The sequence below is a fragment of the Streptomonospora mangrovi genome, from assembly GCF_027604915.1.
Lineage (GTDB): Bacteria > Actinomycetota > Actinomycetes > Streptosporangiales > Streptosporangiaceae > Streptomonospora > Streptomonospora mangrovi.
This window is the reverse complement of record NZ_JAJAQC010000024.1, coordinates 77,497-101,733: the sequence shown is the minus strand read 5'-3', so window position 1 is coordinate 101,733 and position 24,237 is coordinate 77,497. Positions and strand designations below refer to the sequence as shown.

The 24,237-nt window shown below is 74.7% G+C and carries 18 protein-coding genes; 12 read left to right on the top strand and 6 right to left on the bottom strand.

Going from position 1 to position 24,237, the window contains the following annotated elements; translation table 11 throughout:
* The first annotated feature begins 562 nt into the window (after positions 1–562).
* The 3 genes from LG943_RS15025 to LG943_RS15015 all read left to right on the top strand — a co-directional run bounded on the left by LG943_RS15025 (position 563) and on the right by LG943_RS15015 (position 3,381).
* Entirely contained in the window at positions 563–1,663 is a 1,101-nt protein-coding gene (locus tag LG943_RS15025; RefSeq protein WP_270072901.1) for a WD40/YVTN/BNR-like repeat-containing protein, read from the top strand.
* Between the two features lie 3 nt (positions 1,664–1,666).
* Entirely contained in the window at positions 1,667–1,993 is a 327-nt protein-coding gene (locus tag LG943_RS15020) for a MoaD/ThiS family protein (RefSeq protein ID WP_270072900.1), read from the top strand.
* Positions 1,994–2,211: 218 nt separating this feature from the next.
* Entirely contained in the window at positions 2,212–3,381 is a 1,170-nt protein-coding gene (locus LG943_RS15015; RefSeq protein ID WP_270072899.1) for a hypothetical protein, read from the top strand.
* A gap of 88 nt (positions 3,382–3,469) precedes the next feature.
* Here LG943_RS15015 and LG943_RS15010 read toward each other — a convergent pair whose 3' ends face one another.
* Positions 3,470–4,708, bottom strand: coding sequence for a cytochrome P450 (locus tag LG943_RS15010; RefSeq protein WP_270072898.1), 1,239 nt, complete (start codon positions 4,706–4,708; stop codon positions 3,470–3,472).
* 204 nt (positions 4,709–4,912) lie between these two features.
* On the opposite strand from LG943_RS15010, the gene LG943_RS15005 reads away from it, so the two are divergent.
* Together LG943_RS15005 and LG943_RS15000 are read left to right on the top strand one after the other, a co-directional pair.
* Entirely contained in the window at positions 4,913–5,506 is a 594-nt protein-coding gene (locus tag LG943_RS15005; protein ID WP_270072897.1) for a TetR/AcrR family transcriptional regulator, read from the top strand.
* A 154-nt stretch (positions 5,507–5,660) separates the two neighbouring features.
* A complete protein-coding gene (locus tag LG943_RS15000) occupies positions 5,661–6,137 on the top strand; it encodes a nitroreductase family deazaflavin-dependent oxidoreductase (RefSeq protein WP_270072896.1) in 477 nt (158 codons plus the stop codon).
* 58 nt (positions 6,138–6,195) lie between these two features.
* On the opposite strand, the gene LG943_RS14995 is transcribed toward LG943_RS15000, so the two are convergent.
* Positions 6,196–6,663: an NUDIX domain-containing protein gene (locus tag LG943_RS14995; RefSeq protein WP_270072895.1), complete on the bottom strand. Its 468-nt coding sequence runs from the start codon at positions 6,661–6,663 to the stop codon at positions 6,196–6,198.
* Between the two features lie 383 nt (positions 6,664–7,046).
* On the opposite strand from LG943_RS14995, the gene LG943_RS14990 reads away from it, so the two are divergent.
* On the top strand, positions 7,047–8,906 hold the full coding sequence (locus LG943_RS14990) for a serine/threonine protein kinase (protein WP_270072894.1): 1,860 nt from the start codon (positions 7,047–7,049) through the stop codon (positions 8,904–8,906).
* Between the two features lie 57 nt (positions 8,907–8,963).
* Positions 8,964–9,605 (top strand): ATP:cob(I)alamin adenosyltransferase, encoded by a 642-nt coding sequence (locus LG943_RS14985; RefSeq protein ID WP_270072893.1) that lies wholly within the window; start codon positions 8,964–8,966, stop codon positions 9,603–9,605.
* Positions 9,606–9,713: 108 nt separating this feature from the next.
* Here the strand turns inward: LG943_RS14985 and LG943_RS14980 are convergent, their stop codons facing one another.
* The 3 genes from LG943_RS14980 to LG943_RS14970 form a co-directional block, all read right to left on the bottom strand.
* Entirely contained in the window at positions 9,714–11,555 is a 1,842-nt protein-coding gene (locus LG943_RS14980) for a BCCT family transporter (protein WP_270072892.1), read from the bottom strand.
* A 575-nt stretch (positions 11,556–12,130) separates the two neighbouring features.
* Positions 12,131–13,075 carry a MerR family transcriptional regulator gene (locus tag LG943_RS14975; RefSeq protein WP_333486368.1) on the bottom strand — a complete coding sequence of 315 codons (945 nt, stop codon included), beginning with the start codon at positions 13,073–13,075 and terminating at the stop codon, positions 12,131–12,133.
* Between the two features lie 77 nt (positions 13,076–13,152).
* Complete coding sequence (locus LG943_RS14970; RefSeq protein ID WP_270072890.1) at positions 13,153–14,136, bottom strand: helix-turn-helix transcriptional regulator; 984 nt, start codon at positions 14,134–14,136, stop codon at positions 13,153–13,155.
* 415 nt (positions 14,137–14,551) lie between these two features.
* Here LG943_RS14970 and LG943_RS14965 point away from each other — a divergent pair, with 415 nt between their 5' ends.
* Positions 14,552–15,571: a LacI family DNA-binding transcriptional regulator gene (locus tag LG943_RS14965; protein ID WP_270072889.1), complete on the top strand. Its 1,020-nt coding sequence runs from the start codon at positions 14,552–14,554 to the stop codon at positions 15,569–15,571.
* 1,752 nt (positions 15,572–17,323) lie between these two features.
* Here LG943_RS14965 and LG943_RS14960 read toward each other — a convergent pair.
* The gene (locus tag LG943_RS14960) at positions 17,324–18,307 is read right to left on the bottom strand and encodes a LacI family DNA-binding transcriptional regulator (RefSeq protein ID WP_270072916.1); all 984 of its coding nucleotides are present in this window, start codon (positions 18,305–18,307) and stop codon (positions 17,324–17,326) included.
* A 217-nt stretch (positions 18,308–18,524) separates the two neighbouring features.
* Here LG943_RS14960 and LG943_RS14955 point away from each other — a divergent pair, with 217 nt between their 5' ends.
* The 4 genes from LG943_RS14955 to LG943_RS14940 all read left to right on the top strand — a co-directional run bounded on the left by LG943_RS14955 (position 18,525) and on the right by LG943_RS14940 (position 24,183).
* Positions 18,525–19,811 carry an ABC transporter substrate-binding protein gene (locus LG943_RS14955; protein WP_270072888.1) on the top strand — a complete coding sequence of 429 codons (1,287 nt, stop codon included), beginning with the start codon at positions 18,525–18,527 and terminating at the stop codon, positions 19,809–19,811.
* Positions 19,808–20,782, top strand: a complete 975-nt coding sequence (locus tag LG943_RS14950; protein WP_270072887.1) for a carbohydrate ABC transporter permease — start codon at positions 19,808–19,810, stop codon at positions 20,780–20,782. Before LG943_RS14955 ends, LG943_RS14950 begins: the two co-directional genes overlap by 4 nt.
* Positions 20,779–21,654, top strand: a complete 876-nt coding sequence (locus LG943_RS14945) for a carbohydrate ABC transporter permease (RefSeq protein WP_270072886.1) — start codon at positions 20,779–20,781, stop codon at positions 21,652–21,654. Before LG943_RS14950 ends, LG943_RS14945 begins: the two co-directional genes overlap by 4 nt.
* Before the next feature lie 90 nt (positions 21,655–21,744).
* On the top strand, positions 21,745–24,183 hold the full coding sequence (locus tag LG943_RS14940) for a glycoside hydrolase family 3 N-terminal domain-containing protein (RefSeq protein ID WP_270072885.1): 2,439 nt from the start codon (positions 21,745–21,747) through the stop codon (positions 24,181–24,183).
* Positions 24,184–24,237 lie beyond the last annotated feature (54 nt).

Genomic DNA, 24,237 nt, shown 5'->3' with positions numbered 1-24,237 from the left:
TCTGACTCCCGGCCCCTCAGGCGGATACGGGGGGCCGTCGGGTTTCCACTGGACACACGCTCAAATTACACAGACGTAAATGCTCCCGACAGGTACCCGACCCCAGACTGGTGATTTCACGGATACCCCCGCACGGACGGCAGAGGTGGCGGGGGTCGTGCGGCGGCGGTGCGGAGGAGCGGAGCGCCCGGCGGCGGCCAGCGGACACCGGCGTGGTCGGCGGCTCCTCGGGGGGTGCCGGGGGCGGGCGACGGGCGGTCGCGGAGAGTGGGCGGCCGCACGGGTGCGCGCCCGCGGAGAAGGGGCCGTCTCGCCGGCGGAGCGGTCCGGCGAGACGGCCCCTTCGTGTGTTCGCTCCCCCGCCTGAGCCTCGCGAACAAGCGGCGAACACATGTACGAATTCTAGCACTTGTTCTGTATGCTAGACCACATCGGCGGCGCGGTTCAGGCGCGGGCCAAGGGGGTGCCGGCGCGGCTTCCCGGCCCCACCGCACCGGTGCGCGAACCTGTGGCCCCCGTGGTCACGCAGAGCACCCGAATCCATCGGCACAGTGGGGCGATCATGACGTATCTCCTGGTCATCGGAACACGCAAGGGCTTGTTCACCGCCACGAGCGACGACCGCCGCAGGTGGGAGCTGCGGGGTCCGCACCGGCTCGACACCGAGGACTACGCCAACATGGCGGGCGTCTACGCCGTGGGCATCGACCCCCGCTCCCGCCGCATCCTGGTGGGCGCCGAAAGCTCCCACTTCGGCCCCAGCGTCTGGTTCAGCGACGACCTCGGCGGCACCTGGCACGAACCGCCGCACGCGCCCATCGCCTTCCCAGACGACGTCGAGGACAGCCTCACCCGCGTGTGGCAGTTCGCCTTCGGCGACGAACCCGGCACCGTCTACGCCGGGGTCGAGCCCCACGCCCTGTTCCGCTCCACCGACGGCGGCCAGAGCTTCGAGCTGGTCCGCCCCCTGTGGGACCACCCCCACCGCACCGAGTGGTTCCCCGGCGCGGGCGGCGGCGCCATCCACACCGTCCTGCCGGGCCGGGTGACCGCCGCCGGCACCGACCCCGCGGCCATGACCGTGGCCATGTCCACCGGCGGCGTGTACCAGACCCGCGACAACGGCGCCACCTGGGCGCCGGCCAGCCAGGGCATCAGCGCGGTGTTCCTGCCCGAGGAGTTCCCCGAGTACGGCCAGTGCGTGCACAAGGTCGCGGTCGGCGCCGACGGCGTCTTCTACGCCCAGAACCACCACGGCGTCTACCGCAGCCCCGACCCCGCCGCCGGGTGGACCTCCATCGCCGAGGGCCTGCCCAGCGACTTCGGCTTCAACTTCCTGGCCCACCCGCACCGGCCCGGCGTGGGCTACGTCTTCCCGGTGATCAGCCAGGAGTGCCACCTGCCGCCCGGCGACCACCTCCAGGTGCACCGCACCGACGACGCGGGGGAGTCCTGGCAGCCCGACGACAAGGGCCTGCCGCAGGAGCCCTACTACGGCATCGTGCTGCGCGACGGCACCTGCACCGACGCCGCCGCCGACCCCGGGTTCTACTTCGGCACCCGCTCCGGCGACGTCTTCGCCACCACCGACTCCACCGAGGAGTGGTCGCTGGTGGCCGCCCACCTGCCCGACGTCCTGTGCGTGCGCGCGGTGGAGGTCTGAACCATGGGTGTGACCGTGCTGCTCCCGCAGGTCCTCCAGGCCCACGCCGGCGGGGCCGCCAGGATCGACATCCTGCTCGGCGCCCCGCTGGACCAAGCGGCCCCGCCGCTCGACGGCGCCGCCCCGGCGGTCACCGTGCGCTCGGTCCTGGACGAGCTGGCGCGGCGCCACCCGGGCCTGGACCGCCGCGTCCGCGACGAGCAGGGCCGGCTGCGCCGCTACGTCAACGTGTTCGTGGACTCCGACGAATGCCGGGCGCTGGACGGGCTGGACACCGCCGTGCCCGACGGCGCCGAGGTCCGCATCCTGCCCTCGGTCGCCGGAGGCTGACCGGCGGCGGCCCGGCCCGCCCGGTCGGCCTCCGCCGCCTCCCGCCGCCCGGCCCTTCGGCCGCCGGGCGGCCCTCGCCGGCCGGCCTCCCCCGCAGGGGGGAGCCCGGCCGCGCCCGACCCCCCTCCTGCGGGATGCCCCGCCCCCGGTCCCGGCCGCAGGGTGGAGACCAACAGCGGAGCCGGCCCGGCGGGCCGGGGGGCAGCGAGGAGAGCACGGTGGCCGAGCACACCAGTCCACGAACCGAAACCGGCGTCAGCGGCAGCGACCCGGCGGCCCGGTCCGGCCCGGCGCACCGCCACCCGGCCGGGCGGGTGCGCGGCTGGCCGCGCTGGGCGCCTGTGGCCGCCCTCGGCTGGTCGCTGGGCTACGGCGTCGTCGGCGCCGCCTGCGCGGCCGTCGGCGGCGCTTTCCCCTACGCGGGCATGGTCGGCGCGCCCGTCGCGCCGCTGGCCACCCAGTTCGGGACCGGGCCGGCGTGGGCGGCGATCGTCCTGGCCGGGTTCCCCGCCGCCGCCCTGGGTGCGGCGATGCTGCGCCGCTCGCCCGCCGCGCGGCGCGTGCTGACCGCCGCCGGCGCGCTGGTCGCGGCGCTGCTGCTGCTGGCCATGATCGACGTCAACCTGCTCACCGCCCTGGGCTACCTGCCCTACGGCCTGGTGGGCCAGGTGACCGGCGCGCCCGTGGGCGCGGCCTTCCGCGCCGCCGTGCTCAACTGGCCCTTCCTGCACCAGCTCCTGTGCCTGGCCGGCGGGTTCCTGTGGCTGGCGGCGACCCTGTCCTATGCCCGCACCAGCCGCGGCGCCTGCGCCGCCTGCGGGCGCGACGGCACGGCCGAGGGCTGGGCCGCGCCGGGTGCCGCCGCGCGCTGGGGCGTCTACGCCGTGGCCGTGGCCGCCGCGGTGCCCCTGCTCTACGCCTTCACCCGCGTGGCCTGGTGGCTGGGGATCCCGCTGGGCATCAGCCGGGAGTTCCTGCGGGCCGGGCAGGAGAACGGCATGTGGACCTCCGGGCTGTTCCTCGCCGCCTTCGCCGTGGTCGGCGCCGTGCTCACCCTCGGCCTGGTCCAGCGCTGGGGCGAGGTCTTCCCCCGCTGGATGGTGGGGCTGGCCGGCCGGCGGGTGCCGATCACGCTCGCGGTGGCACCGGCCTCGGTGGTCGCGGTGCTGGTCGTGGTCGGCGGGTTCGCGATGTGGTCGGGCTATGCCGAACTGGTCGGCCAGGGCGTGAGCGGCGACGCCGAAGCGGCCGGGATGATGGCCCTCCTGCCGGGCCTGCTGTTCCCGGTGTGGGGCGTGGCGCTGGGCGCGGCGACGCTGGCCTACTACCTGCGGCGCCGGGGCGCCTGCGCGGTGTGCGGGAACGGCGCCCCGGCGGCGGCCGGCTGAGGCGCGGCGCCGACCGGGCCGCCCGCCGCGATTCGCGCGGCGGGCGGCCCGCGCCGTGCCCGGCCCCTCGGCGGGCGCCGCCCCCGCCTCAGGTCCGCACGGGGAAGCGGGAGTAGCCCCGGATGGTGGTGGTGCGGCGCCGGGTGGGCACGGCCGCCGCCTTCAGCCCGGGCAGCCGCTCGGCCAGCGCGCGCAGCGCGACCTCGCCCTCCAGGCGCGCCAGCGGGGCGCCCAGGCAGTAGTGCGCCCCGGCCGAGAACGCCAGGTGCTCGCCGGCGTTGGCGCGGGTGATGTCGAACCGGTCGGGTTCGGGGAACACCGCCGGGTCGCGCCCGGCCGCGCCGAGCAGCAGGATGACCGGGGTGCCGCTGGGCACCGCCAGGCCGCCGACCTCGATGTCGCGGTGCGGGTAGCGGCCGGTGACCTGCACGGGGGAGTCGAAGCGCAGGACCTCCTCCACGGCGCCGGCGGCCAGGCCGGGGTCGGCGCGCAGCCGCTCCCACTGGCCGGGGTGGCGCAGCAGCGCGGCGACGCCGTTGCCGATCAGGTTGACGGTCGTCTCGAACCCGGCGATGAGCAGCAGCCGCGCCATGGTGCGCAGTTCGGCGGCGGTCAGCCGGTCCTCCTCCAGGGAGGTGACCAGCGCGCTGACCGCGTCCTCGCCGGGGTCGGCGCGGCGCCGCTCGATCAGCCGGGCGAACAACTCGTCGATCTCGTGCGCGGCCCGGCGCAGCTCGCGGTACTGGCGCGCCGAACGCACCCCGTCGAGTGAGGCGCCCAGGGCGTTGCCGTAGCGCAGGAACCGCTCGTTGTCGACCTCGGGAATGCCCAGCAGTTCGCTGATGACGGCGATGGGCAGCGGCGCGGCGAAGTCGCGCACGAGGTCGAAGCCGCCCCGCGCGGCGGCGGCGTCCAGCAGCCGGTCGGTGACCTTCTGGATGCCGGCGCGGTAGCCCTCGATGCGGCGCGGGCTGAACGCCGGCCGGGCCAGGGCGCGCAGGCGGGTGTGGTCGGGTGCGTCGCGCTGGAGGAAGGACAGGTCGACCAGGCCCTCCTCGGGGGAGGGGCCGCCGGGCGCCCGCACCCGGCAGTCGCGGTCGCGCAGCACCTGCCGGTTGGCCGCGTGCCCCACGGCCACCAGCGGGCCCAGGCGGCTGCGCACCACCGGCCGGCCGGCGTGCATGCGGGCGAAGAGCGGATAGGGGTTGTCGCGCCAGGGCCGGTGGTCGATCCGGCTGAGCGGGTCGCCTGCCTGGGCGAACAACCAGGTGAGGCCGTGCTGGGAGCGCAGCCGGAGGTCGAGGCGGAGGTCGTCGAGGGTGGGCATCGGATCCCCTTACACGCTGGGCTTGGCTGCGAACGTATCCGCTCGCGCGCGGGGGCGCGCCCGCGGGGTGCCCGGGGGCCGGATCCGGCCGCCGGCGGGCGCTGCGGGAACTCCGCGGCGGGCGGAGGCGGTCGGCGCGGGCCGGTCCGCCGGCCGCCCGGGGCCAGAGTCGCGCCCGGCTGCCCGAGGCGCTATCTTGGCCGTATGGCTAACTTAGCCGATCGTGTAAATGACGACCGGGGCCGGCGGCGGCGCGACGCCATGGTGGCGGCGGGCGTGGCGCTGCTGGCCGAGGGCGGGTGGGCCGCGCTCACGGCGCGGGCGATCGCCCGGCGCAGCGGCGCCAACACCGGGCTGATCCACTACCACTTCGGCGGGCTGCCCGGCCTGCGCCGCGAGGTCGCGCGCAGTGCCGCCCAGGAGGTGGTGGCGCCCTTCGTCGGCGCGCTCGTCGGCGGCGACGACCCCGCCGCCGTGCTCGACCGCCTGGCCGAGCTGATCCCGGCCGCGGCCGCCGACGAGACCGCCGTGCGGCTCATGGTGGAACTCATCGCCGGCGCCGGGCGCGATCCGGAGCTGTGCCGGGCGCTGCGCGGCGACCTGCGCGAGGCCCGCGCGCGACTGGCCGAGCGCATCGCGCGGCTGCGTCCCGACTGGCCGGCCGGGCGCTGCCAAGGGGCGGCCGTGCTGGCGGCCGCCCAGATCGACGGCCTGGTGCTGCACGCCGTGCTCGATCCCGACCTGCCCGTCGAGGAGGCGGCCGAGACCCTGCGCGCCCTGCTCCCGCGCCGCCGGTGACCGGCCCCGGCCGCTCCCGGCCCGACCGCCCCCACCGGTCCCGGCCCCGCGCGGTCGGCCCGGGCGGACGCCCACCGGCCCCGGCGCACCGCGCCGCCCGCGGCACCCCGCACAACCGCACAGTCCGCAGACCCGTATCCGAAGGGACACCGCCATGGAGATCACCGAACGCCCCGAGCCGCCCACCGGGCTGGCCCGGTTCCTGTTCCGCCTGCCCCTGCACCTCTACCGGTGGCGCCTGGGCGGTCTGCTGGGCTGGCGGCTGCTGCTGCTCAACCACGTCGGCCGCGTCTCCGGCGCCCGCCGGCAGGTCGTGCTGGAGGTGGTCGAGCGCGCGCCCGACGGCTCCTATGCGGTGTGCTCGGGCTTCGGGCCGCGCGCGGACTGGTACCGCAACGTGATCGCCCACCCCCGCGCCACGATCCAGGTGGGCGCGCGTTCAATGGCGGTGACGGCCCAGCCGCTCAGCGCCGACGAGGGGGCCGAGCTGATGGCCCGCTACGCGACGCGCCACCCCCGCGCGGCGGAGCAGTTGGCCGGCTTCACGGGGTTCAAGGTCGACGGCTCGCCCGAGGACTACCGCGCGATGGGCCGCGAACTGCCCTTCGTGCGCCTGGTCCCGCGCCACTGACCGCACCGGAGGCCCGGCGCGGCCGCCGGGGGAGCCCGGCGGCCGCGCCGCCCGGTGCTCAGGGCACGTAGACGGTGGTGCCGGTGGCCCGCGCCCGCAGCGCCCCGCTCAGCCGGGGCGCCAGCGCCGGGTGCAGGTGCGCCACGGCCGCCTCGGGCTCGAAGAACGCGTAGCCGTCCAGCTCGTCGGCCTGCACGGTGATGGCCGTGTGCGAGTCCACCTGCCCGCAGTCGAACACGAACGACACGAACGGCTTGGGGCGCGGGTCCCGCGGCGCGCTCCACTGGAGGGCCAGCAGGTCGCCGGCCGTGCGGGTGAGCCCGGTCTCCTCGGCGACCTCGCGCTCGCACGCGCGGTGCGGCGCCTCGCCCTCCTCCACCACCCCGCCGGGCAGGGTCCAGTGCTCGCGGTAGTTGGGGTCGACCAGCAGCACGCGGCCGGACTCGTCGGTGATCAGGCCGAACGCCGCGAGGTAGGCGGTGGGCAGGGAGGCGAACCACTGCTCGGGAGGAAGGAATTGGGCCATACCCGCAGCGTAGGGCGTCACCCGGCGTGACGCGACGGCGCGGGGGCGGTGGCCGCCGGCGCTCGCCGGCCCGGGCCGGTGCCCAAAGCCCCGACGAGGACGGGGATCCGGGGTGTCCCACATCAACTCGAATCACCCGAAATCTACGCCATAAAGGCACTGCTGTCCGTACACCGACCGCCTAGACTGAACGTCTCCCTGAGGCGGCGCCGCCACGCACCGGACCCCGGTCCGCGCCCCGACGACTCAGGGAGCGGCGCCCCGCCCGCGGGCCGGCACACACCCGCGGCCGACCGTACGGGGCGCGTCCGCCGATGTGGCACGATCCAGGGGTCCGGCGAGTTCTTTCCAGTAGACGCAGCGGTGAATGCGGAGGTACGGACGTGGGTCCGTTGGAGCACGGCGACCCGGAGCGCATCGGCCGGTATCGGCTGATCGGACGGCTGGGCGCCGGAGGCATGGGACAGGTGTTCTTCGGCCGCTCCGCGGGCGGCCGCGCGGTCGCCGTCAAGCGCATCCACCCCCATCTGGCCACCGACGCCTCCTTCCGCGAGCGCTTCGCCCGCGAGGTCACCGCCGCCCGCCAGGTCAGCGGCGCCTTCACCGCCCCGGTGATCGACGCCGACCCCGACGGCGACGTCCCCTGGCTGGTCACCTCCTACGTGCCCTCCCTGCCGCTCGACGACGCCGTGCGCGCCTACGGCGGACTGCCCGAGCACACCCTGCGCGTCCTGGCCACCGGCCTGGCCGAGGCGCTGACCGAGATCCACCGCGTGGGGCTCATCCACCGCGACCTCAAGCCCGGCAACGTGCTGCTGGCCGAGGACGGCCCGCGCGTCATCGACTTCGGCATCGCCCGCGCCACCGACGGCACCGCCGCCACGCAGTCGATCATCGGCACCCCGGGGTTCATGTCGCCCGAGCAGGTCCAGGGGGAGTACCTCACCCCGGCCAGCGACATGTTCGCCTTCGGCGCGGTGCTGGTCTATGCCGCCGGCGGGGTCGGCCCCTTCGGCGAGGGCGCCATGCCCACCCTGGTCATGCGCATCCTCCAGCACGAGCCCGACCTGTCGGCGGTGCCGCCGTCGCTGCACCGCATGGTGGCGGCGTGCCTGGCCAAGGACGCCCGCAACCGCCCCAGCCCCGGCCAGTTGCTGGACGCGCTCGGCGACGTCCCCATCGGGGAGTCCTGGCTGCCGCCGGAGGTCATGCGGGGCGTGCGCCAGCAGGTGGCCAAGACCAACGCCGCGCTGAGCGGCGCCCCGGGCACCGAGGGCGGCGCCCCCGGCGCCACCTCCGTGCTGGGCGCGGCGGCGGCCGGTGCCGCGGGCGGGGCGGCCGGGGCCGCCGCCACGGCCCGCTACGGCGACCACGACCCCACCCGCGCGGCGGGGCCGGCCGGCGCCGACCCCACCTCGGTCATGGGCGCGGGCGGCGCCGGGAGCACCCTGCCCGGGGGCACCGGCCAGTACCCGCCGCCCTACCGCCCCGAGGGCCCCCAGACCGCCGGTGGCGCCGATCCGCGCACCCGGGCCTACGACCCGCAGGACCCGGCGGGCACGGCCGCCTACGGCCGGCACACGCGCGCCTACGACCCGTCGGGGGGCTACGGCGCCGGCCAGGCGCCGCCCACCGCCGCCATGCCCGCGGCCGACGACGACGCCTACTCCGACATGTACCGGGGGTCGCGCCGGGCCGAGACCCGGGGGGTGGACCCCCGGGCCGAGGAGCGGCGGCGCCGCGAGGAGGAGGAGCGGCGCCGTGAGGAGGAGCGCGAGGAGCGCCGGCGGCGCGAGCAGGAGCGCGAGGAGCGGCGGCGCCGCGAGGAGGCCGACCGCGCCCACCGGCAGCGGGTGCGGGCCGAGCAGGAGGCGGCGCGGCGCGCCCAGCAGCAGGCGCGCCAGGCCGACCAGCCGAGCCTGTGGAGCTTTGTGAAGCTGCTGCCGCTGCTGATCATCCCGATCATCCAGATTCCGCTGGGCACGGGTGTGTCCTACGCGTGGCAGTGGTTCACGACGGAGTCGGGGGCCTGGGGCGGGCAGCCGTGGTGGTATGCGGGGATCTTCTCGTGGGAGGGGTTCTTTCACGCCCTGTACCTGGGGTACTTCCTGCTCAACAACATCATCGGGCTGGAGTACCTGGTCCGGTCGCTGCGGACGGGCTACGTGGTGGGCGTGGTGCTGGCGGCGGCGGTGATCGCGGGGACCAACGGGATGCTGTGGACCTACGGGTTCTTCGGCTGAGCGTGTCGGTGTGCGCCGTTTGGGTGAAGGCCGCGGGTCGTGCTAATGCTGGTCCCCATGACTGCTAGCGAGAGCGCACGTGTAGACCAGGACAACACCGGCCTCCAGGAGACGGACATGGGTGTGTCCGTGCTGGGGGACGGCAGCCACGTCCACAAGAGCGACCCCCGGTTGGGGGCGCTGGCCTGCGTTGACGACGCGGGTGCCACGATCGGGCTGGTGATCGCCTTCGGCGGGGTGCTGCCGGAGGAGATGGTGAGCCTGCTGTCCCTGCTCCAGAACGACCTGCTGGACGTCTACTCCGACCTGCACACGCCGATGGGGGTGGAGGACGAGCACCAGGTGCGGATCACCACCGGCTACATCGACCGGATCCAGGCGCTGTACGACGCCTACAGCGACCAGACGGCGCCGTCGGCGAGTGCGGTGATCCCGGGCGGTACGGCCAGTGCGGCGTTCCTGCACAAGGCGCGGGCGTCGGTGCGGTTGGCCGAGCACCATGTGTGGATCGCGCTGGAGCAGAACCCGGAGTCGATGAACCTGCTGGCCGCGAGTTATCTGAACCGGCTTTCGGCGCTGCTGTTCGTGCTGGCGCGGACGGCCAACGCCGAGCACGGGGACCTGCTGTGGCAGCCGGGGCTGTCGGAGCGGGCGGCGCAGGAGGCGCAGGAGCAGCAGCAGGAGGCCGAGCAGGCGTAGCGGTCGCCGTTGGGGGCCGCATGCGAAGGGCGGGCCGCGTCGCCGTGGGGCGAGGTGCGGCCCGCCCTTCGCGTTGCGGCCCGGCGCGGGGGCGCCGGGCCGCGGTGGTCAGCGAGTGTCGCCGCTGCCGTCCTCGCCGCCGGGGGCGGCGGGGCCGGGGGTGCCGGTGTCGGCGGTGGTGGTGCCCGTGGCGGTGCCGGTGGCGGGTGCGGCCGTGGCGGTGCCGCCACTCGTGCCGTCGCTGCCGGTGCCGGTGTCCGTCGCGGTGGCGCCATCGGCGGTGTCGCCGGTGGGGGCGGTGCGGGCGGTGGCGGGGGCGATGGCGCTGAGGATCATGCCGTAGGAGCCGGGTGAGGGCGCGTTGCCGCGTACCGGTCCCAGGCGCCGGCCGCGCAGCGGGTCGCGCCGCAGGTCGACGTAGAGCGCCCAGCACAGGCCGATCATCACGACGATGAACGGTGAGGCGACCAGGATGGTGAAGGTCTGGAGCGCGTCGAGGCCGCCCATGTAGAGCAGGACGCCGGCGACGACCGCGCTGAGGGCGGCCCACAGGGCCACGAGCCACTTGTTGGGTTCGATGGCGCCGCGGGAGGACAGGGTGGCCAGCACCAGGGCGCTGGCGTCGGCGCCGCTGACCCAGAAGATCGCGACGAGGACCATGACGAGGATGCCGGTGATGGTGAAGCCGGGGTATTCCTGGAGGGCTTCGAAGAAGGCGACGGCCTCGTCGGGGGCGGCGGCGATGTCGACGGCGCCGGTCAACTGGAGGTGGACGCCGGCGCCGCCCAGGAAGATGAACCACAGCGCCGAGACGAGGGTGGGCACCAGCAGGACGCCCAGGACGAACTCGCGGATGGTGCGGCCGCGGGAGATGCGGGCGATGAAGGTGCTGACGAAGGGGGTCCAGGAGATCCACCAGGCCCAGTAGAAGATCGTCCAGCCGGAGAACCACTCGGCGTCGCCGAAGAGGGGCGCGCGGAAGCTCATGGGCAGCAGGTCGACGATGTAGGCGCCGATGGCCTCGGGGATGAGGTTGAAGAGGAAGACGGTGGGGCCGACGACCACGACGAAGACGACGAGGATGACGGCCAGGACCATGTTGGTGTTGGACAGCCACTTGATGCCGCGTCCCACGCCGCTGACGGCGGAGAGGATGGCGAAGATGACCAGGACGACGATGATGGCGAAGGCGACGTTCAGGGCTTCGGGGTCGCGGCTGGTGAAGTTGCCGCCGATGCCGGTGAACAGGTAGATGCCGCCGCCGATCTGGAGGGCGCCCAGGCCCAGGGAGGTGGCGCCGCCGAACTTGGTGGCGATGATGGACCAGATGTTGATGCCCTTGCCCCACCAGGTGTTTTCGACTTCCTTGTCGGTGAGGGACTGGAAGGGCGCGCTGATGAGGTTGCCGCGGCCCTTGCGGAAGATGGAGTAGGCCAGGGCGAGGGCGACGACGGCGTAGATGGCCCAGGGGTGCAGGCCCCAGTGGAACAGGGTGTAGGCCATGGAGGTGGTGACGGCTTCCTCGCTGCCGTCGGCCACGCCGGTCTGGGGCGGGGTGTTGGCGAAGTGCCAGACGGGTTCGTAGATGCCGAAGAAGATCAGGCCGATGCCCATGCCGGCGCTGAACATCATGGCGACCCAGGAGACGGTGGAGAACTCGGGGGGTTCGCCGTTGGCGGAGAGGGGGATGCGGCCGTAGCGGCTGAAGGCCAGGACGAGCGCGAAGGCGACGAATCCGGTGGTGGCCAGGACGAAGACCCAGCCGAGGTTGGCGACGATCCAGTTGAGGGCGGCGCTGCCGTACTCGCTGACCTGGTCGGGCCAGACGGCGCCGAGGACGCAGAAGACGCCGGCGAGGGCGATGGAGACGCCGAAGACGACGGGGTCGATTCTCGGCTTGTCCGGCGGCGGGGTGGTGGGCGCCGGTGTTTCCTGTGTTTCTGTTGTCATGGCCGAACCAACCTCGTGTCAGGGAACGTGCGGGGCGCGCCGGATTGGGTGGGGCGCGGTGTGCTGCGGAGTTTGCGCAATGGTGCGGTGCTTTCGTGGTGAGGGCTGCTGGAAAGTGCGCGGGTGGTGTGTATGCCGCGCTTTACCTTCCGTCGTGTGCGCACGGCACGGCCGGTGCTGAGGGCACACGACGGAGCGGGCCGCCGTCGGGGAAAGCGTGTCCGCCGCATTGGAGAGTTGCAATGCAATAACGTGAAAATAACGGCAATGTTTCGGCCTCTCTTTCCACTGGTGGTATTGCCGGAACGGCGGGAGTTCCGCCCGGCGCTTTCCCGCACGAGCGTAGGGCCAAACCGGTGGTGCCCTGGTAATGGGCGCGCGGGCGAGCGTGGGAAGAGGGCCGGCGCGCAGGTGGCCGAGGCGGCGCGGCGGGTGGCGCGCGGGGCGCGAGCGGGCGGGGGGGGGGGGGGGGGGGGGGGGCGGCCCGGGGGGGGGGGGGGGGGGTGGCGGGGGGGGGGGCGGGGGGGGTGGGGGGGGGGGTGGGGGGGGGGTGGGGCGGTGGGGGCGGTGGGGCCTCAGCGCGCGTGGGCGCGCAGGCCGGCCAGGAACCACTCCCAGGAGGGGGTGTGGGACTCCATCGGCGCCCACCCGTTGATGACACCGACCAGGTGCCAGTAGCGCTCCACCCGCGCGTCGACGAACACGGCCAGCTCGTCGGCGAGGCGGCGGCGCTCCTGGGGGGTGTCGGGGCGGGTGCCCAGCGCGGCGGCGGCCAGGCCGTCCACGACGGGGCGGGCGGCCGCGTCGGCGGGGTCGAGCCCGGCGGTGCGTGCGGCGCCCGCCTCGGCGGCCACGCGCTCGGCCAAGGCGGTGTCGTCGCGGTCGGGCCGGCGGTAGGTGCCCTCGGCGCGGGCGCGCGCGTGGGCGGTGCTCATCCGGCGGACGCGGTCGCGGAAGGCGGGGTTGCCCACGAGTCCGGCCAGCTCCACCCAGGCGTCGACCTGGGCGGGGGAGGGGTCGTCGGGCAGGTCGACGCGCACCGAGCGCTGGTGGGCGACGAACTCCTCGTCCATGTCCAGGCCGCCGAAGACGGCGTCGTGGTAGTCGTCGATGATGCGCTGGCGTTCCTGGGCGGAGAGGCGGGCGAGGTCGGTCATGAGGGTGATCTCCCGTTCGGTGGGGGTGCGGTGGGCGACGGTGCGCAGCACGGCCCGGCGCAGCCGCAGCAGCCGGATCTGGGCGTCGAGGGACTCCACGTGGGCGGCGGCGACCGCGCCGAGGTCGGCGTCGCGCCGCAGCAGGGCGCGCACGGTGGGCAGGTCGATGCCCAGGTCGCGCAGGCTGCGCACGAGGTCGAGGCGGGCGGTGGCGGTGGAGTCGTAGAGCCGGTAGCCGGCGGGGCTGCGGGCGGTCTCGGGCACGATGCCCTCGTCGGCGTAGAAGCGGACCGCCTTGACCGTGAGGCCGGTGCGGGCGGCCGCCTCGCCGATGGTGAGCAGGGCGTCGTGGGGCGTGTGCATGGGTGCCATCGTGGGGTCTCCCCTTACGGGAGGGTCAACGCGTTTTCCCGCGGGTGCGGGGACGGGTGGGGCGGGGGTCAGGTGCGGTAGCGGTCGGCGGCGGCGCGCAGGTAGGCGGCCAGTTCGGCGCGCAGTTCGGCGGGCTCCAGGACTTCGGCGTGGGGACCGTAGGAGGCGAACTGGCTGACGGCCACCGGGATCGACTCCACGAGCAGGTCGGCCTCATACCAGCCGTCGGGGCCGGGGGTGTGCCCGTCGAGGCCGGCGGCGGTGAGGGGGGAGGCCAGGGCGCGCACCAGTTCCACCCCGCGCGGGGTGAGGCGCACGCGGATGCGCAGGGTGTGGCGGCTGCGCTCGAACTCGGCCGACCACTCGCGCCACCGCTGGGCGAGGTCGAAGTCGGCGGGGCGGTCGAAGGTGTCGGCGCGCAGGTGGGCGGCGGTGAGGCGGGAGACGCGGAAGGTGCGCACGTCGGCGCGGGCGCCGGGGCGGGGGTGGACGCGGGCCGGGAAGTACCAGCCGCCGCCCTTGAGGACCAGGCCGAGGGGGTCGACGGTGCGGCGCACGTCGGTGCCGTCGAAGCGGCGGTAGGCGATGTCGGCGGTGCGCTGGCGCCACACCCCGGCGGCGATGGTGGACAGGTGGGGGGTGTCCTCGGCGGTGCGCCACCAGCCCACGGCGTCCAGGTGGAAGCGGGAGCGCACGCGCTCGGCGCGTTCGCGCAGGTCCTCGGGCAGGGCGGCGAGGAGTTTGAGGTGGGCCACGGCCATCTCGGCGCCCAGGCCCAGTTCGGCGGCGGCCTGGGGGAGTCCGGCCAGGAACAGGGACTCGGCCTCGCCGCCGGTCAGGCCGGTCAGGCGGGTGCGGTAGCCCTCCAGTAGTTGGTAGCCGCCGCCGGTGCCCCGGTCGGCGTAGACGGGGATCCCGGCGGCGCTGAGCGCTTCGACGTCGCGGTAGACGGTGCGCGGGGAGACCTCCAGTTCGGCCGCGAGGTCGGCGGCGGTCATCCGCCCCCGGGTTTGCAGCAGCAGCACCAGCGAAAGCAGCCGACTCGCACGCATCTGCCCAGTATGGGGCCGGTGGGGCAGCGGGGCGGCCGGTGAGGGGCGGGGATGGGGCGGGGCCGCGACGGGAGGTTTCGATAGTTTCGGTCGCCTGGTGGCGGGGGCGGCACGGCGGGAGGCGAGGGAGGGGGCGCCGGGTGCGGGCGGTGGGGAGGCCGGCGCGGGTGTCGGGAGAGGGCGGGAGGAGTGGAGGGGGAGCGCGGGGCAGGGGCCGGGCGGACCGGTCGGCCCCGAGGTCGCCGGGGACGGAACGGGCCGGGCGGTGCGGGCGGGCGGGCCGAGGCGGTGGAGGCAGCCGGGACCGGCCGGGGGCGTGGCCTGAGGCGGCCGGTTCGCCCGGCGGGCGGCCCGGCGCCTGATAGCTTTGTCCGTGTCCGACTGCGGTGGCGCGCTCTTTGACAGGGGGACCAGGGTGAGGCGCCCGACCATTGTCGACATCGCCAAGGCCGCGGGGGTCTCCAAAGGGGCGGTGTCCTGCGCCCTCAACGGGCGCCCCGGGGTCTCCGAGGCCACCCGCGCGCGCATCCTCGGCATCGCCGCCGACCTGGGCTGGGCGCCCAGCAGCGCCGCCCGCGCCCTCTCCGACGGCCGCGCCGGAGCCATCGGACTGGTCATCGACCGCCCCGCGCTGATCCTGGGCGTGGAGACCTTCTTCATGCGCTTCATCGCCGGTATCCAGGAGGAACTGGGCGACGGCCCCACGGCCCTGATGCTGCAATCGGTCGAGAACACCGCCGCCGAGCTGACCACCTACAAGCGCTGGTACGCCGAGCGCCGCGTCGACGGCGTCCTGGTGGTCGACCTGCGCCGCGACGACCCCCGCGTGGGCGCGCTGCGCGAGACCGGCCTGCCCGCCGTGGTGGTGGGCGGCCCCGAGCACACCCAGGGGCTGCCGTGCGTGTGGGCCGACGACGCCGGGGCCATGCGCGCCGCCGTCGACCACCTCGCGGCGCTGGGCCACCGCCGCATCGGCCACGTGGCCGGTCCCGACGCCTTCGTGCACACCGCCGCGCGCACCGACTCGCTGCGGGCCGCCGCCCGCGAGCACGGCATGGAAACCCCGCGCGTGGTGCACACCGACTACACCGGCGAGGGCGGGGCCGAGGCGGCCCGCCGCCTGCTGGGGGAGCGGCCCCGGCCCAGCGCGCTCATCTTCGACAACGACCTGATGGCGGTGGCCGGGCTGGGCGCCGTCCAGGAGTCGGGGCTGTCGGTGCCCGCCGACGTGTCGATCGTGGCCTGGGACGACTCCCCGCTGTGCGAGTCGGTGCGCCCGGGGCTGACCGCCGTGCGCCGCGACCTCCCCGAGCACGGCCGCCTCGCCGCGTCCCTCCTCTTGGAGGCCGTCGCGGGCGCCCCGCCCCGCCAGGTCAGCACCAGCCCGCCCACCTTGGTCCAGCGCGCCAGCACCACCGAGGCTTCGCCGGACTGACAACCTGACCGCCGTCGCTACGCGCGGCGGGTGGCGACGGTTGCGACGGGGGCGGCGGCGGGTGGATGCCTCCGGTTTGCGGTTGCCCGTGCGCGCGGCGGTGTCGGGGATGGCGAGGGGGCGCGAGGGTGGTCCGCCATCGTGCCGGTGGGACATTGCGGGCAAATCGAGGCGCACGTGCCCTTATCTTCTCCGCCGATGCGGAAGTAATGCGCTTCTCTGCGGATGTGCCTTATGGGCGACGTGGCGAACGGGGGCAAAGAGTGCATACCACCCCAGGAAGTCTCATATGGTGAGACGATTGGCCGTGGTGCCGTGTTCGGCCACGCCTTTGGTGCGCCTTTCGTGCGAAAGACGAGGATCGTCGCCTTGCAAATCGGCCATAAGCGAGCAAATGCGCGCGGATTTGGCCGAGTGTCTCGAACTGTGAGACAAGTGCGATGCGGGGGCCAGTGCGGGACTCGTTGATGCTCGCGCAAATGGGGCAAAAGACAACAAATAGGGCTGCTGGTAGGCGTTGATCGGACGCGTTGCGCGCCTTTCCGTGAATGGAGTGCGCTACTCGGGCGGATGCGGTCCTCGGTTCGCCACCTCACCGCCTCACCCGCCCGCCGCCCGGCGTTCCGGTGAGCGCCCCGCCGCGCCCGTGGGCGCCCTCGCCGCCATCGACGCGAACCGGGCCGTAGTGCTTCGGGGCGATGGTCGCGCACCTGAACCCCCGCCGCCGTCGGTGCCCCGTCGGCTCACCGGCCACGCACCGCGCGTTCCGGTGGGCGCCCCGCCCATCCCGTGGCCGCCCTCGCTGCCCCGTCGCCGCCGTGGCAACCGCGCAGCGGTACCGGATTTCGCCCGCCCTCGCCCTTCCGGCTGCCCCACCGGCCCTGACGCAGTCCCGCTTCCTCGCGGATTTCGGGGCTGTGACATCGGTCTTTGCGGTTTCGGGGCAATTTCGATCTGTCACCTCTTGGTGCCGGATGGCGACCGTGTTACATTCGTCACGCATGGGAGCGCTCCCAATGGGAGCGCAGGTGGCAGTGGCACTCCGAGTTGGACCGACAGGAAGGACCGACACCGTGGCCCGACCCGCTTCCCGACGCCGCGCGCGGACGCGCCCGCCCCTTCCGGCCTAGTCAGCGCCGACCGTGCACCGGGGTTCCACCCGGCCCGTTCCCCCGAGGGGGAACGTGTCCGGCAGGTCCCCCGGCGTCCCCATCGGGCGGGCACCAGCACCCCATCACACCCATCCCCGTGTTTCCGCTGCCGCGTGGCGCGCTTCGCGCCCGCGCGACTGTGAGCGGCGCCGTGCCCAGCGCGGCGGACGGCGGTACCCCATCCGGACGACGGTGGCCGTATCCGGCCGCCGCCCTCCGGGCCGTCGGCAGACCGGGTCCGGGCGGGTCCCCTGCGCCCGGAAACGCCTGCGCCCGCCGCGCCCCCCGCGCGGCGACCGCTCTACGACCCTGGGGCCGGCCGCATTCACATCACTGCGGCCTCGTGCGGCCGGTCCCAGGCCAGGCTGATCGGCCGGTCCCCGGGCACCGGCCCAGGGCCGGCCTCGCGGCCGGCATGGACTTCAATGGACTTCATTGGATAGGGCGCCCCCTCCGGCCCCTTGGGGGCGCCCCGCGACGAGGGGCGGGACGGCTGCGGTCCCGCCCCTCGTCCGCGCAGGAAGGCCCCGCCCCGCCGGCCACCCCTTCCGCGCGGGGCGGGGCTCTGCGTGCGCCGCCGGTTTCCGCTGTGCCGTGCGCCCTAGCCCTTGCGCGGCGGGGCGGTGCTCTGGCGTACCACCAGGTTGGTTGCCAGGTCCAGGCGCAGGTTGGGCGGCTGCTGGCCGCGGCTGAGCAGCAGCGCCAGGCGGGTGGCCTCCTCGGCCATCTCCGTCAGGGGCTGGCGGACCGTGGTCAGCGGCGGGCCCACCCAGCGGGCGACCGGGAGGTCGTCGTAGCCCACCACGCTCAGGTCCTCGGGGATGCGCACGCCCAGTTCGCGCGCGGCCTCGTACAGGCCCATGGCCTGGAGGTCGCTTCCGGCGAAGATGGCGGTGGGCGGCTCGGGGGAGAGCAGCAGGTCGCGGCCGTTGCCGTGGCCGCCCTCCACGTGGAAGTCGCCGGTGCGGATGAGGGAGGGGTCCACCGGCAGGCCGGCGGTGTCCAGGGCCGCGCGGTAGCCGTCGATGCGGGCGCGGCTGCACAGCACGTCGGCGGGGCCGCCGATGACGGCGATGCGCTCGTGGCCCAGTTCGATGAGGTGGCGGGTGGCCACCAGGCCGCCGTTCCAGTTGGCCGAGCCGATCGAGGGCACGTCCTCGCCGGGGTCGCCGGTGGGGTCGACCACCACGAAGGGGATGCTGCGGGCGGCCAGGCGGGCGCGCTGCTCGGGGGCGAGGTCGGAGAAGACCAGGATGGCGGCCGTGGACTGGCGGCTGAGGACCGCGTCGACCCAGGCGTCGCCGGGGCGCTGCTCGCCGCCGGACTCCGAGAGCACGACGCTGAGCCCTTCGGCGCGGGCAATGCGCTCCACGCCGCGGATGACCTCGATGGCCCAGGCGCTGTCGAGTTCGTGGAAGACGAGGTCGATCGTCGGGGCGCGCCCGGCGCCGGGTCCGCGCCGGCGGCGGTAGCCGTGGCGGTGGATCAGCTCCTCCACGCGCGCGCGGGTTTCGGGCGCGACGTCGGCCCGGCCGTTCAGGACCTTGGAGACCGTGGGCACCGATACACCGGCCGCCGCCGCAATTTTCGAGATGGTGACGGGTTCGGTGCCGGCGGCGCCGGAGGGGACTGGTGCGGGTTGGGCTGTCACAAGGCCGCATTTTACTGGGAGTCCGCGCGGGGTCGGCCGCCGGGAGGGTGACGAAGTTCTCGTGGAGTATTGACGGTGTTTGTGGCAGCGCCGTAAATTCTGGCAGCACGCATTGCGATAACTTGTCCGATAGTTTCGATAGGACGTGGCCATGACACCCCCCCAACGGACGGGCACCGCCGCCGCGCTCGCGCTGCTCCTGATGACCGCCACCGCCTGCGGAGGCTCCGGTTCCCAAGCCGAGTCGGGCGACGGCGAACTGAACGTGATGATGTACCAGGACACCCTGGCGGTGGTGCAGCACAACGCCGCCGAGCGCTACAACGAGGGCGCCGATGTCCGGGCCGTGATCGACGAGGTCCCCGGCGACGGCTACGACGACAAGCTCCGCACGGTCATGGGATCGGGTGAGGCCCCCGACGTCTTCTTCAACTGGGGCGGCGGCAGCATCGAGCCCTACGTCGAGCAGGACATGCTGCTGTCCCTGGACGACGCCCTGGCGCAGAACCCCGAGATGGAGGAGGCGTTCATCCCCTCCGTCCTGGACGCGGGCAAGATCGACGGCGTGCAGTACGGCATCCCGCTGCGCGGCACCCAGCCGGTCATGCTGTTCTACAACGAGCAGGTCTTCGAGGACGCCGGCGTGGAGCCGCCCGAGACCTGGGAGGACCTGCTCAGCCTCATCGACACCTTCAACGACGAGGGCGTCACACCCTTCGCGCTGGCCGGCAACACCACCTGGACCCAGCAGATGTGGCTCCAGTACCTGGTGGACCGCCGCGGCGGCCACGAGGTGTTCCAGCGCATCCAGGGGGGCGACTTCGAGGGCTGGCGCGACCCGGCCGTGCTGTGGGCGGCCCAGACCGTCCAGGACCTGGTCGACCGCGGCGCCTTCGGCGACAACTTCGCCTCGGTGAGCTACACCGAGGGCGGTGCCTCGGCGCTGCTGGCCGAGGGGCGCGCCGCCATGCACCTCATGGGCTCCTGGGAGTACTCCACCCAACTGGCCGAGGCCCCGGAGTTCGCCGAGGAGCACCTGGGCTACACGACCTTCCCCGAGGTCCCCGACGGCCAGGGCGACCCGGCGGCCGTGGTGGGCAACCCCACCAACTACTTCTCGGTGACCTCGGAGGCCGACTCCGAGGCGGCGGTGGACTTCCTCAAGCAGACCTACACCCAGGAGTACGTGGCCGACATGGTGGAGAACGGCGAGGTGCCGGTGACCACCGGCGCCGAGGAACTGCTGGACAACAGCCCCAACCCCGACTTCGCCCGCTACCAGTACGACCTGGTGCAGGAGGCCCCCACCTTCCAGCTCTCCTGGGACCAGGCGCTGCCCCGCACCGCCGCCGAGCCGGTCCTGACCGAGATCGACCGGCTGTTCAACGGGCAGACCACGCCGGAGGAGTTCGTCGACACCCTGGCGGCGCTCCAGTGAGCGTGCTCTCGCCCAGCCGCGACGGCCGCCGCCGGCCCACCGCGGCCCCCTCGGCGCGCACCGCCCCCTCGGGGCGGGCGCGCCGGCCGGGGCCGCGCGTGGGCCGTCCCGGCGCCTGGTGGGCCCTGCCCGCCCTGGTGTTCTTCGGCGCGTTCGCCGTGCTGCCCATGGGGCTGGTGGTCTACCTGTCCTTCACCGAGTGGGGCGGCCTGGGCACGCCCCGCTTCATCGGCGCGCAGAACTGGACGCGGCTGGCCGGCGACCCCGCCATGCACCGCGCGGTGGTGCTCACCCTGGTGCTGAGCGTGAGCAGTTGGGCCGTGCAGACGCCCATCGCGCTGCTGCTGGGGGTATGGGCGGCCGGCCGCCAGCGCAACCGGGCGGTGCTCTCGGCGCTGTTCTTCGTGCCGCTGCTGCTGTCCTCGGCGGCGGTGGCCATCATCTGGCGGGCGCTGCTGGACCCCAACTTCGGGCCGCTGGCCCAGATCGGCCCGCTGATCGGCATGCCGGGCCTGGACGTGCTCAGCGACGGCACCGCCGCCTTCGGGGTGATCGTCTTCGTCACCGCCTGGCAGTTCATCCCGCTGCACATGCTGCTCTACCAGGGCGGCGCCCGCCAGATCCCCGCCTCGCTCTACCAGGCCGCCCAGATCGACGGCGCCGGGCGGCTGCGCGCGTTCTGGCACATCACGCTGCCCCAGTTGCGCAACACCATCACCACCTCCTCGGTGCTGATGGTGGTGGGCTCGCTGACCTACTTCGACACCGTGCTCATCATGACCGGCGGCGGTCCGGGCACCGACACCACGATCGTGCCCTACCTGATGTACCGGGTGGGGTTTGAGAGCTACCAGTACGGCTACGCCAGCGCGATCGCCTTCACCCTGGTGGTGGTGGCCACGGCCGCCTCCCTGGTGATGGTGCGCCTGACCGGCTTCGGCGCGATGCGCAGCACCCGGGAGGGGATGTGACCACGACTCCGGCGGCCCCGGCCGCCCGCACCGCGCCCCGGCGCCGCCGCCTGGGGCGCGAGCGCCCCAACCCGCTGGCCGGGCTGGGCGCGCTGGCCTGGCTGGTGGTGGTGGGCGTGCCGCTGTACGCCCTGCTGGTGGCCACCTTCCAGCGCACCGAGGAGTACCGCACCGCCGGGCCGCTGACGATCCCCGCCGATCCCACCCTGGACAACTACGTGGGGGCCTTCGGCAGCGGGCTGCTCACCTTCGTGTGGAACACGATGCTGGTGACCGCGGGTGTGGTGGCGGTGGTGGTGGTGCTGTCGGTGACGGCCGGCTACGCCATCGTGCGCTCGCGCACCCGGCTGACCGACGGGTTCTTCCGGGTGTTCCTGCTGGGGCTGGCGATCCCCTCCCAGGCGGTGATCATCCCGGTGTACCTGATCATCGTGCAGTTGGACCTCTACGACTCCCTGCTGGCGGTGGTGCTGCCCACGGCGGCGTTCGCGCTGCCGGTTTGCGTGCTGATCCTGACCGGGTCGATGCGCGACATCTCCGACGAGCTGTATGAGGCCATGGCGCTGGACGGCGCGGGGGCGGGCCGCACGTTCCTGCGGCTGGTGGTGCCGCTGTCGCGCTCGGGCATCAGCACCATCGCCGTCTACGCCGCCCTCCAGGCGTGGAACGGGTTCCTGTTCCCGCTGATCCTGACCCAGTCGGCGGGCACCCGGGTGATCACGCTGGGGCTGTATGAGTTCCAGGGCCAGTACCGGGTCGACATCCCCGGGCTGCTGACCGCGGTCGTGCTGGCCACCGTGCCGCTGTTCCTCGTCTACCTCGTCGCCCGCCGGTCGCTGATCAGCGGGCTCATGGGGGTCGGCGGCAAGTAGCCGCCCCCGGTACCCGCCGCCACGAACGGATCCGACCGCCACCGGCGCCGCCGACCGCGCGCCGCCGTGGCCTCTCACGAAGGACGGTAAATGACGTCTCCCTCCGAGCCCGCCCCCTGGCAGGACCCGGCGCGTCCGGCCGCCGAACGGGCGGGCGAGGTCCTCCGGCTCATGACCCTCGAGGAGAAGACCGCCCAGCTCTATGGGATCTGGGTGGGGGCTGATGCCTCCGGCGAGGGGGTGGCGCCCCACCAGCACGACCTGACCGAGGAGCCCGTGGTGTGGGAGGAGGCGATCCGCCACGGCCTGGGCCAGCTCACGCGCCCCTTCGGCACGGCCCCGGTCGACCCCGCCATGGGGGTGCAGGCGCTGGCCAACTCCCAGAAGGAGATCGCCGCGGCCAACCGGTTCCACATCCCCGCCATCGCCCACGAAGAGTGCCTGTCGGGGTTCGCCGCCTACACCGCCACGGTCTACCCCACGCCGCTGGCGTGGGGGGCGACCTTCGACCCGGGCCTGGTGGAGGCCATGGCCGCGCGCATCGGCGCGGCCATGCGCCGGGTGGGCGTGCACCAGGGCCTGGCGCCGGTCCTGGACGTCACCCGCGACCTGCGCTGGGGCCGCACCGAGGAGACCATCGGGGAGGACCCCTACCTGGTGGGCACCGTGGGCACGGCCTATGTGCGCGGGCTCCAGTCGGCGGGGGTGGTGGCCACGCTCAAGCACTTCGTCGGCTACTCGGCCTCCCGTGCCGGGCGCAACCTGGCGCCGGTGTCGGTGGGGCCGCGCGAGGTGGCCGACGTGCTGCTGCCGCCCTTTGAGATGGCGGTGCTGCTGGGCGGCGCCCGCTCGGTGATGAGTTCCTACACCGCCAACGACGGGGTGCCGGCGGCGGCCGACCCGGAGCTGCTGACCGGGCTGCTGCGGCAGCGGTGGGGGTTCTCGGGCACGGTGGTGGCCGACTACTTCGGCATCGCGTTCCTGGAGACCCTGCACGGCACCGCCGCCAACCCGGCCCAGGCCGCGGCCGCCGCGCTTGGGGCCGGGGTGGACGTGGAGCTGCCCAACCTGCGCTGCTACGGGCCCACCCTGGCCGCGGAGGTGCGGGCCGGCCGCGTGCCCGAGGAGCTGGTGGACCGCGCCGCGCTGCGGGTGCTCACCCAGAAGTGCGAGCTGGGCCTGCTGGACGCCGACTGGAGCCCGTTCCCCGGCGAGGCCGCCGGGCACGGCGCCGAGGCGGGCGGGGCCGGCGCCCCCGAGGTGGACCTGGACCCCGCCCCCGACCGCGCCCTGGCCCGGCGCGTGGCCGAGGAGTCGGTGGTGCTGCTGGCCAACGCCGAGGAGGCGCTGCCGCTGGCACCGGGCGGGCAGATCGCGGTGGTGGGTCCGCTGGCCGACACCCACGAGGCCATGCTGGGCTGCTACTCCTTCCCCGCCCACGTGGGCACCGCCCACCCCGACGCGGGGCTGGGTGTGGCGGTGCCCACCCTGCTGGAGTCGCTGCGCGCGGCGCTGCCGGGCACCGAGCTGGTGCACCGGGCCGGGTGCGCGGTCGACGGCCAGGACACCTCCGGCATCGCCGCGGCCGCCGACGCGGCGGCACGCGCCCGGGTGTGCGTGGCGGTGCTGGGCGACCGCGCGGGCCTGTTCGGGCGCGGTACCTCCGGTGAGGGCTGCGACGTGGCCGACCTGCGGCTGCCCGGGGTGCAGCAGCGGCTGCTGGAGGCGCTGGTGGCCACCGGCACCCCGGTGGTGCTGGTGCTGATGAGCGGGCGGCCCTACGCGCTGGGCGGCGCGGGCGAGCGCGCGGCGGCGGTCGTCCAGGCGTTCTTCCCCGGCGAGGAGGGCGGGGCGGCGGTGGCCGGCGTGCTGACCGGCGCGGTCAACCCCAGCGGGCGGCTGCCGGTGGGGGTGCCGCGCGACCCCGGCGGCCAGCCGGCGACCTACCTGACGGCGGCGCTGGGGCGGGCCAGCGAGGTCAGCTCGGTGGACCCCGCGCCGCTGTTCCCCTTCGGGCACGGGCTGAGCTACACCGCGTTCACCTGGTCGGACTTCGCGGTGGCGGGCGCGGCGGCGGGCGGGGAAGGGCCCGCCGCCGCACCCGCGGCCCCGGCCGAGCCGGGCGGCCGTGCCGCGGCGCCCACCGACGGGTCCTTCACCGTGGCCTGCACGGTGGCCAACACCGGTGAGCGCGAGGGCACCGAGGTGGTGCAGCTCTACCTGGGCGACCTGGTGGCGCGGGTGAGCCTGCCGGTGCGGCGCCTGGTGGGCTATGCCCGGGTGGAGCTGGCGGCCGGCCGGCGGCGGCGGGTGGAGTTCACCGTGCCGGCCGACCTGGCCTCCTACACCGCCCCCGAGGGCCACCGGGTGGTGGAGGCCGGGGAGCTGGTGCTGGAGCTGGCGGCCTCCAGCGAGCGCGCGGTGCACACCGCGCGGGTGGCGCTGGAGGGTCCCACGCGCACGGTCGACCACACCCGGGCGCTGGTCAGCGGGGTGCGCGTGGGCGAGCCCGAGGCGCTGGGCGGCTGAGCGGGGGACGCGCGGGCCGGGGCGGCCCGGCCCGCGCGCCCGCGCCGCCCCGCA

Bases quoted from the DNA above. Each gene is read 5' to 3' on its own strand.
- LG943_RS14995 (WP_270072895.1), bottom strand. From the start codon at position 6,663: ATGGCCCAATTCCTTCCTCCCGAGCAGTGGTTCGCCTCCCTGCCCACC.
- LG943_RS15010 (WP_270072898.1), bottom strand. From the start codon at position 4,708: ATGCCCACCCTCGACGACCTCCGCCTCGACCTCCGGCTGCGCTCCCAG.
- LG943_RS14955 (WP_270072888.1), top strand. From the start codon at position 18,525: ATGACACCCCCCCAACGGACGGGCACCGCCGCCGCGCTCGCGCTGCTC.
- LG943_RS15005 (WP_270072897.1), top strand. From the start codon at position 4,913: ATGGCTAACTTAGCCGATCGTGTAAATGACGACCGGGGCCGGCGGCGG.
- LG943_RS14970 (WP_270072890.1), bottom strand. From the start codon at position 14,136: ATGCGTGCGAGTCGGCTGCTTTCGCTGGTGCTGCTGCTGCAAACCCGG.
- LG943_RS14975 (WP_333486368.1), bottom strand. From the start codon at position 13,075: ATGCACACGCCCCACGACGCCCTGCTCACCATCGGCGAGGCGGCCGCC.
- LG943_RS15000 (WP_270072896.1), top strand. From the start codon at position 5,661: ATGGAGATCACCGAACGCCCCGAGCCGCCCACCGGGCTGGCCCGGTTC.
- LG943_RS15025 (WP_270072901.1), top strand. From the start codon at position 563: ATGACGTATCTCCTGGTCATCGGAACACGCAAGGGCTTGTTCACCGCC.
- LG943_RS14985 (WP_270072893.1), top strand. From the start codon at position 8,964: ATGACTGCTAGCGAGAGCGCACGTGTAGACCAGGACAACACCGGCCTC.
- LG943_RS14940 (WP_270072885.1), top strand. From the start codon at position 21,745: ATGACGTCTCCCTCCGAGCCCGCCCCCTGGCAGGACCCGGCGCGTCCG.
- LG943_RS15020 (WP_270072900.1), top strand. From the start codon at position 1,667: ATGGGTGTGACCGTGCTGCTCCCGCAGGTCCTCCAGGCCCACGCCGGC.
- LG943_RS14980 (WP_270072892.1), bottom strand. From the start codon at position 11,555: ATGACAACAGAAACACAGGAAACACCGGCGCCCACCACCCCGCCGCCG.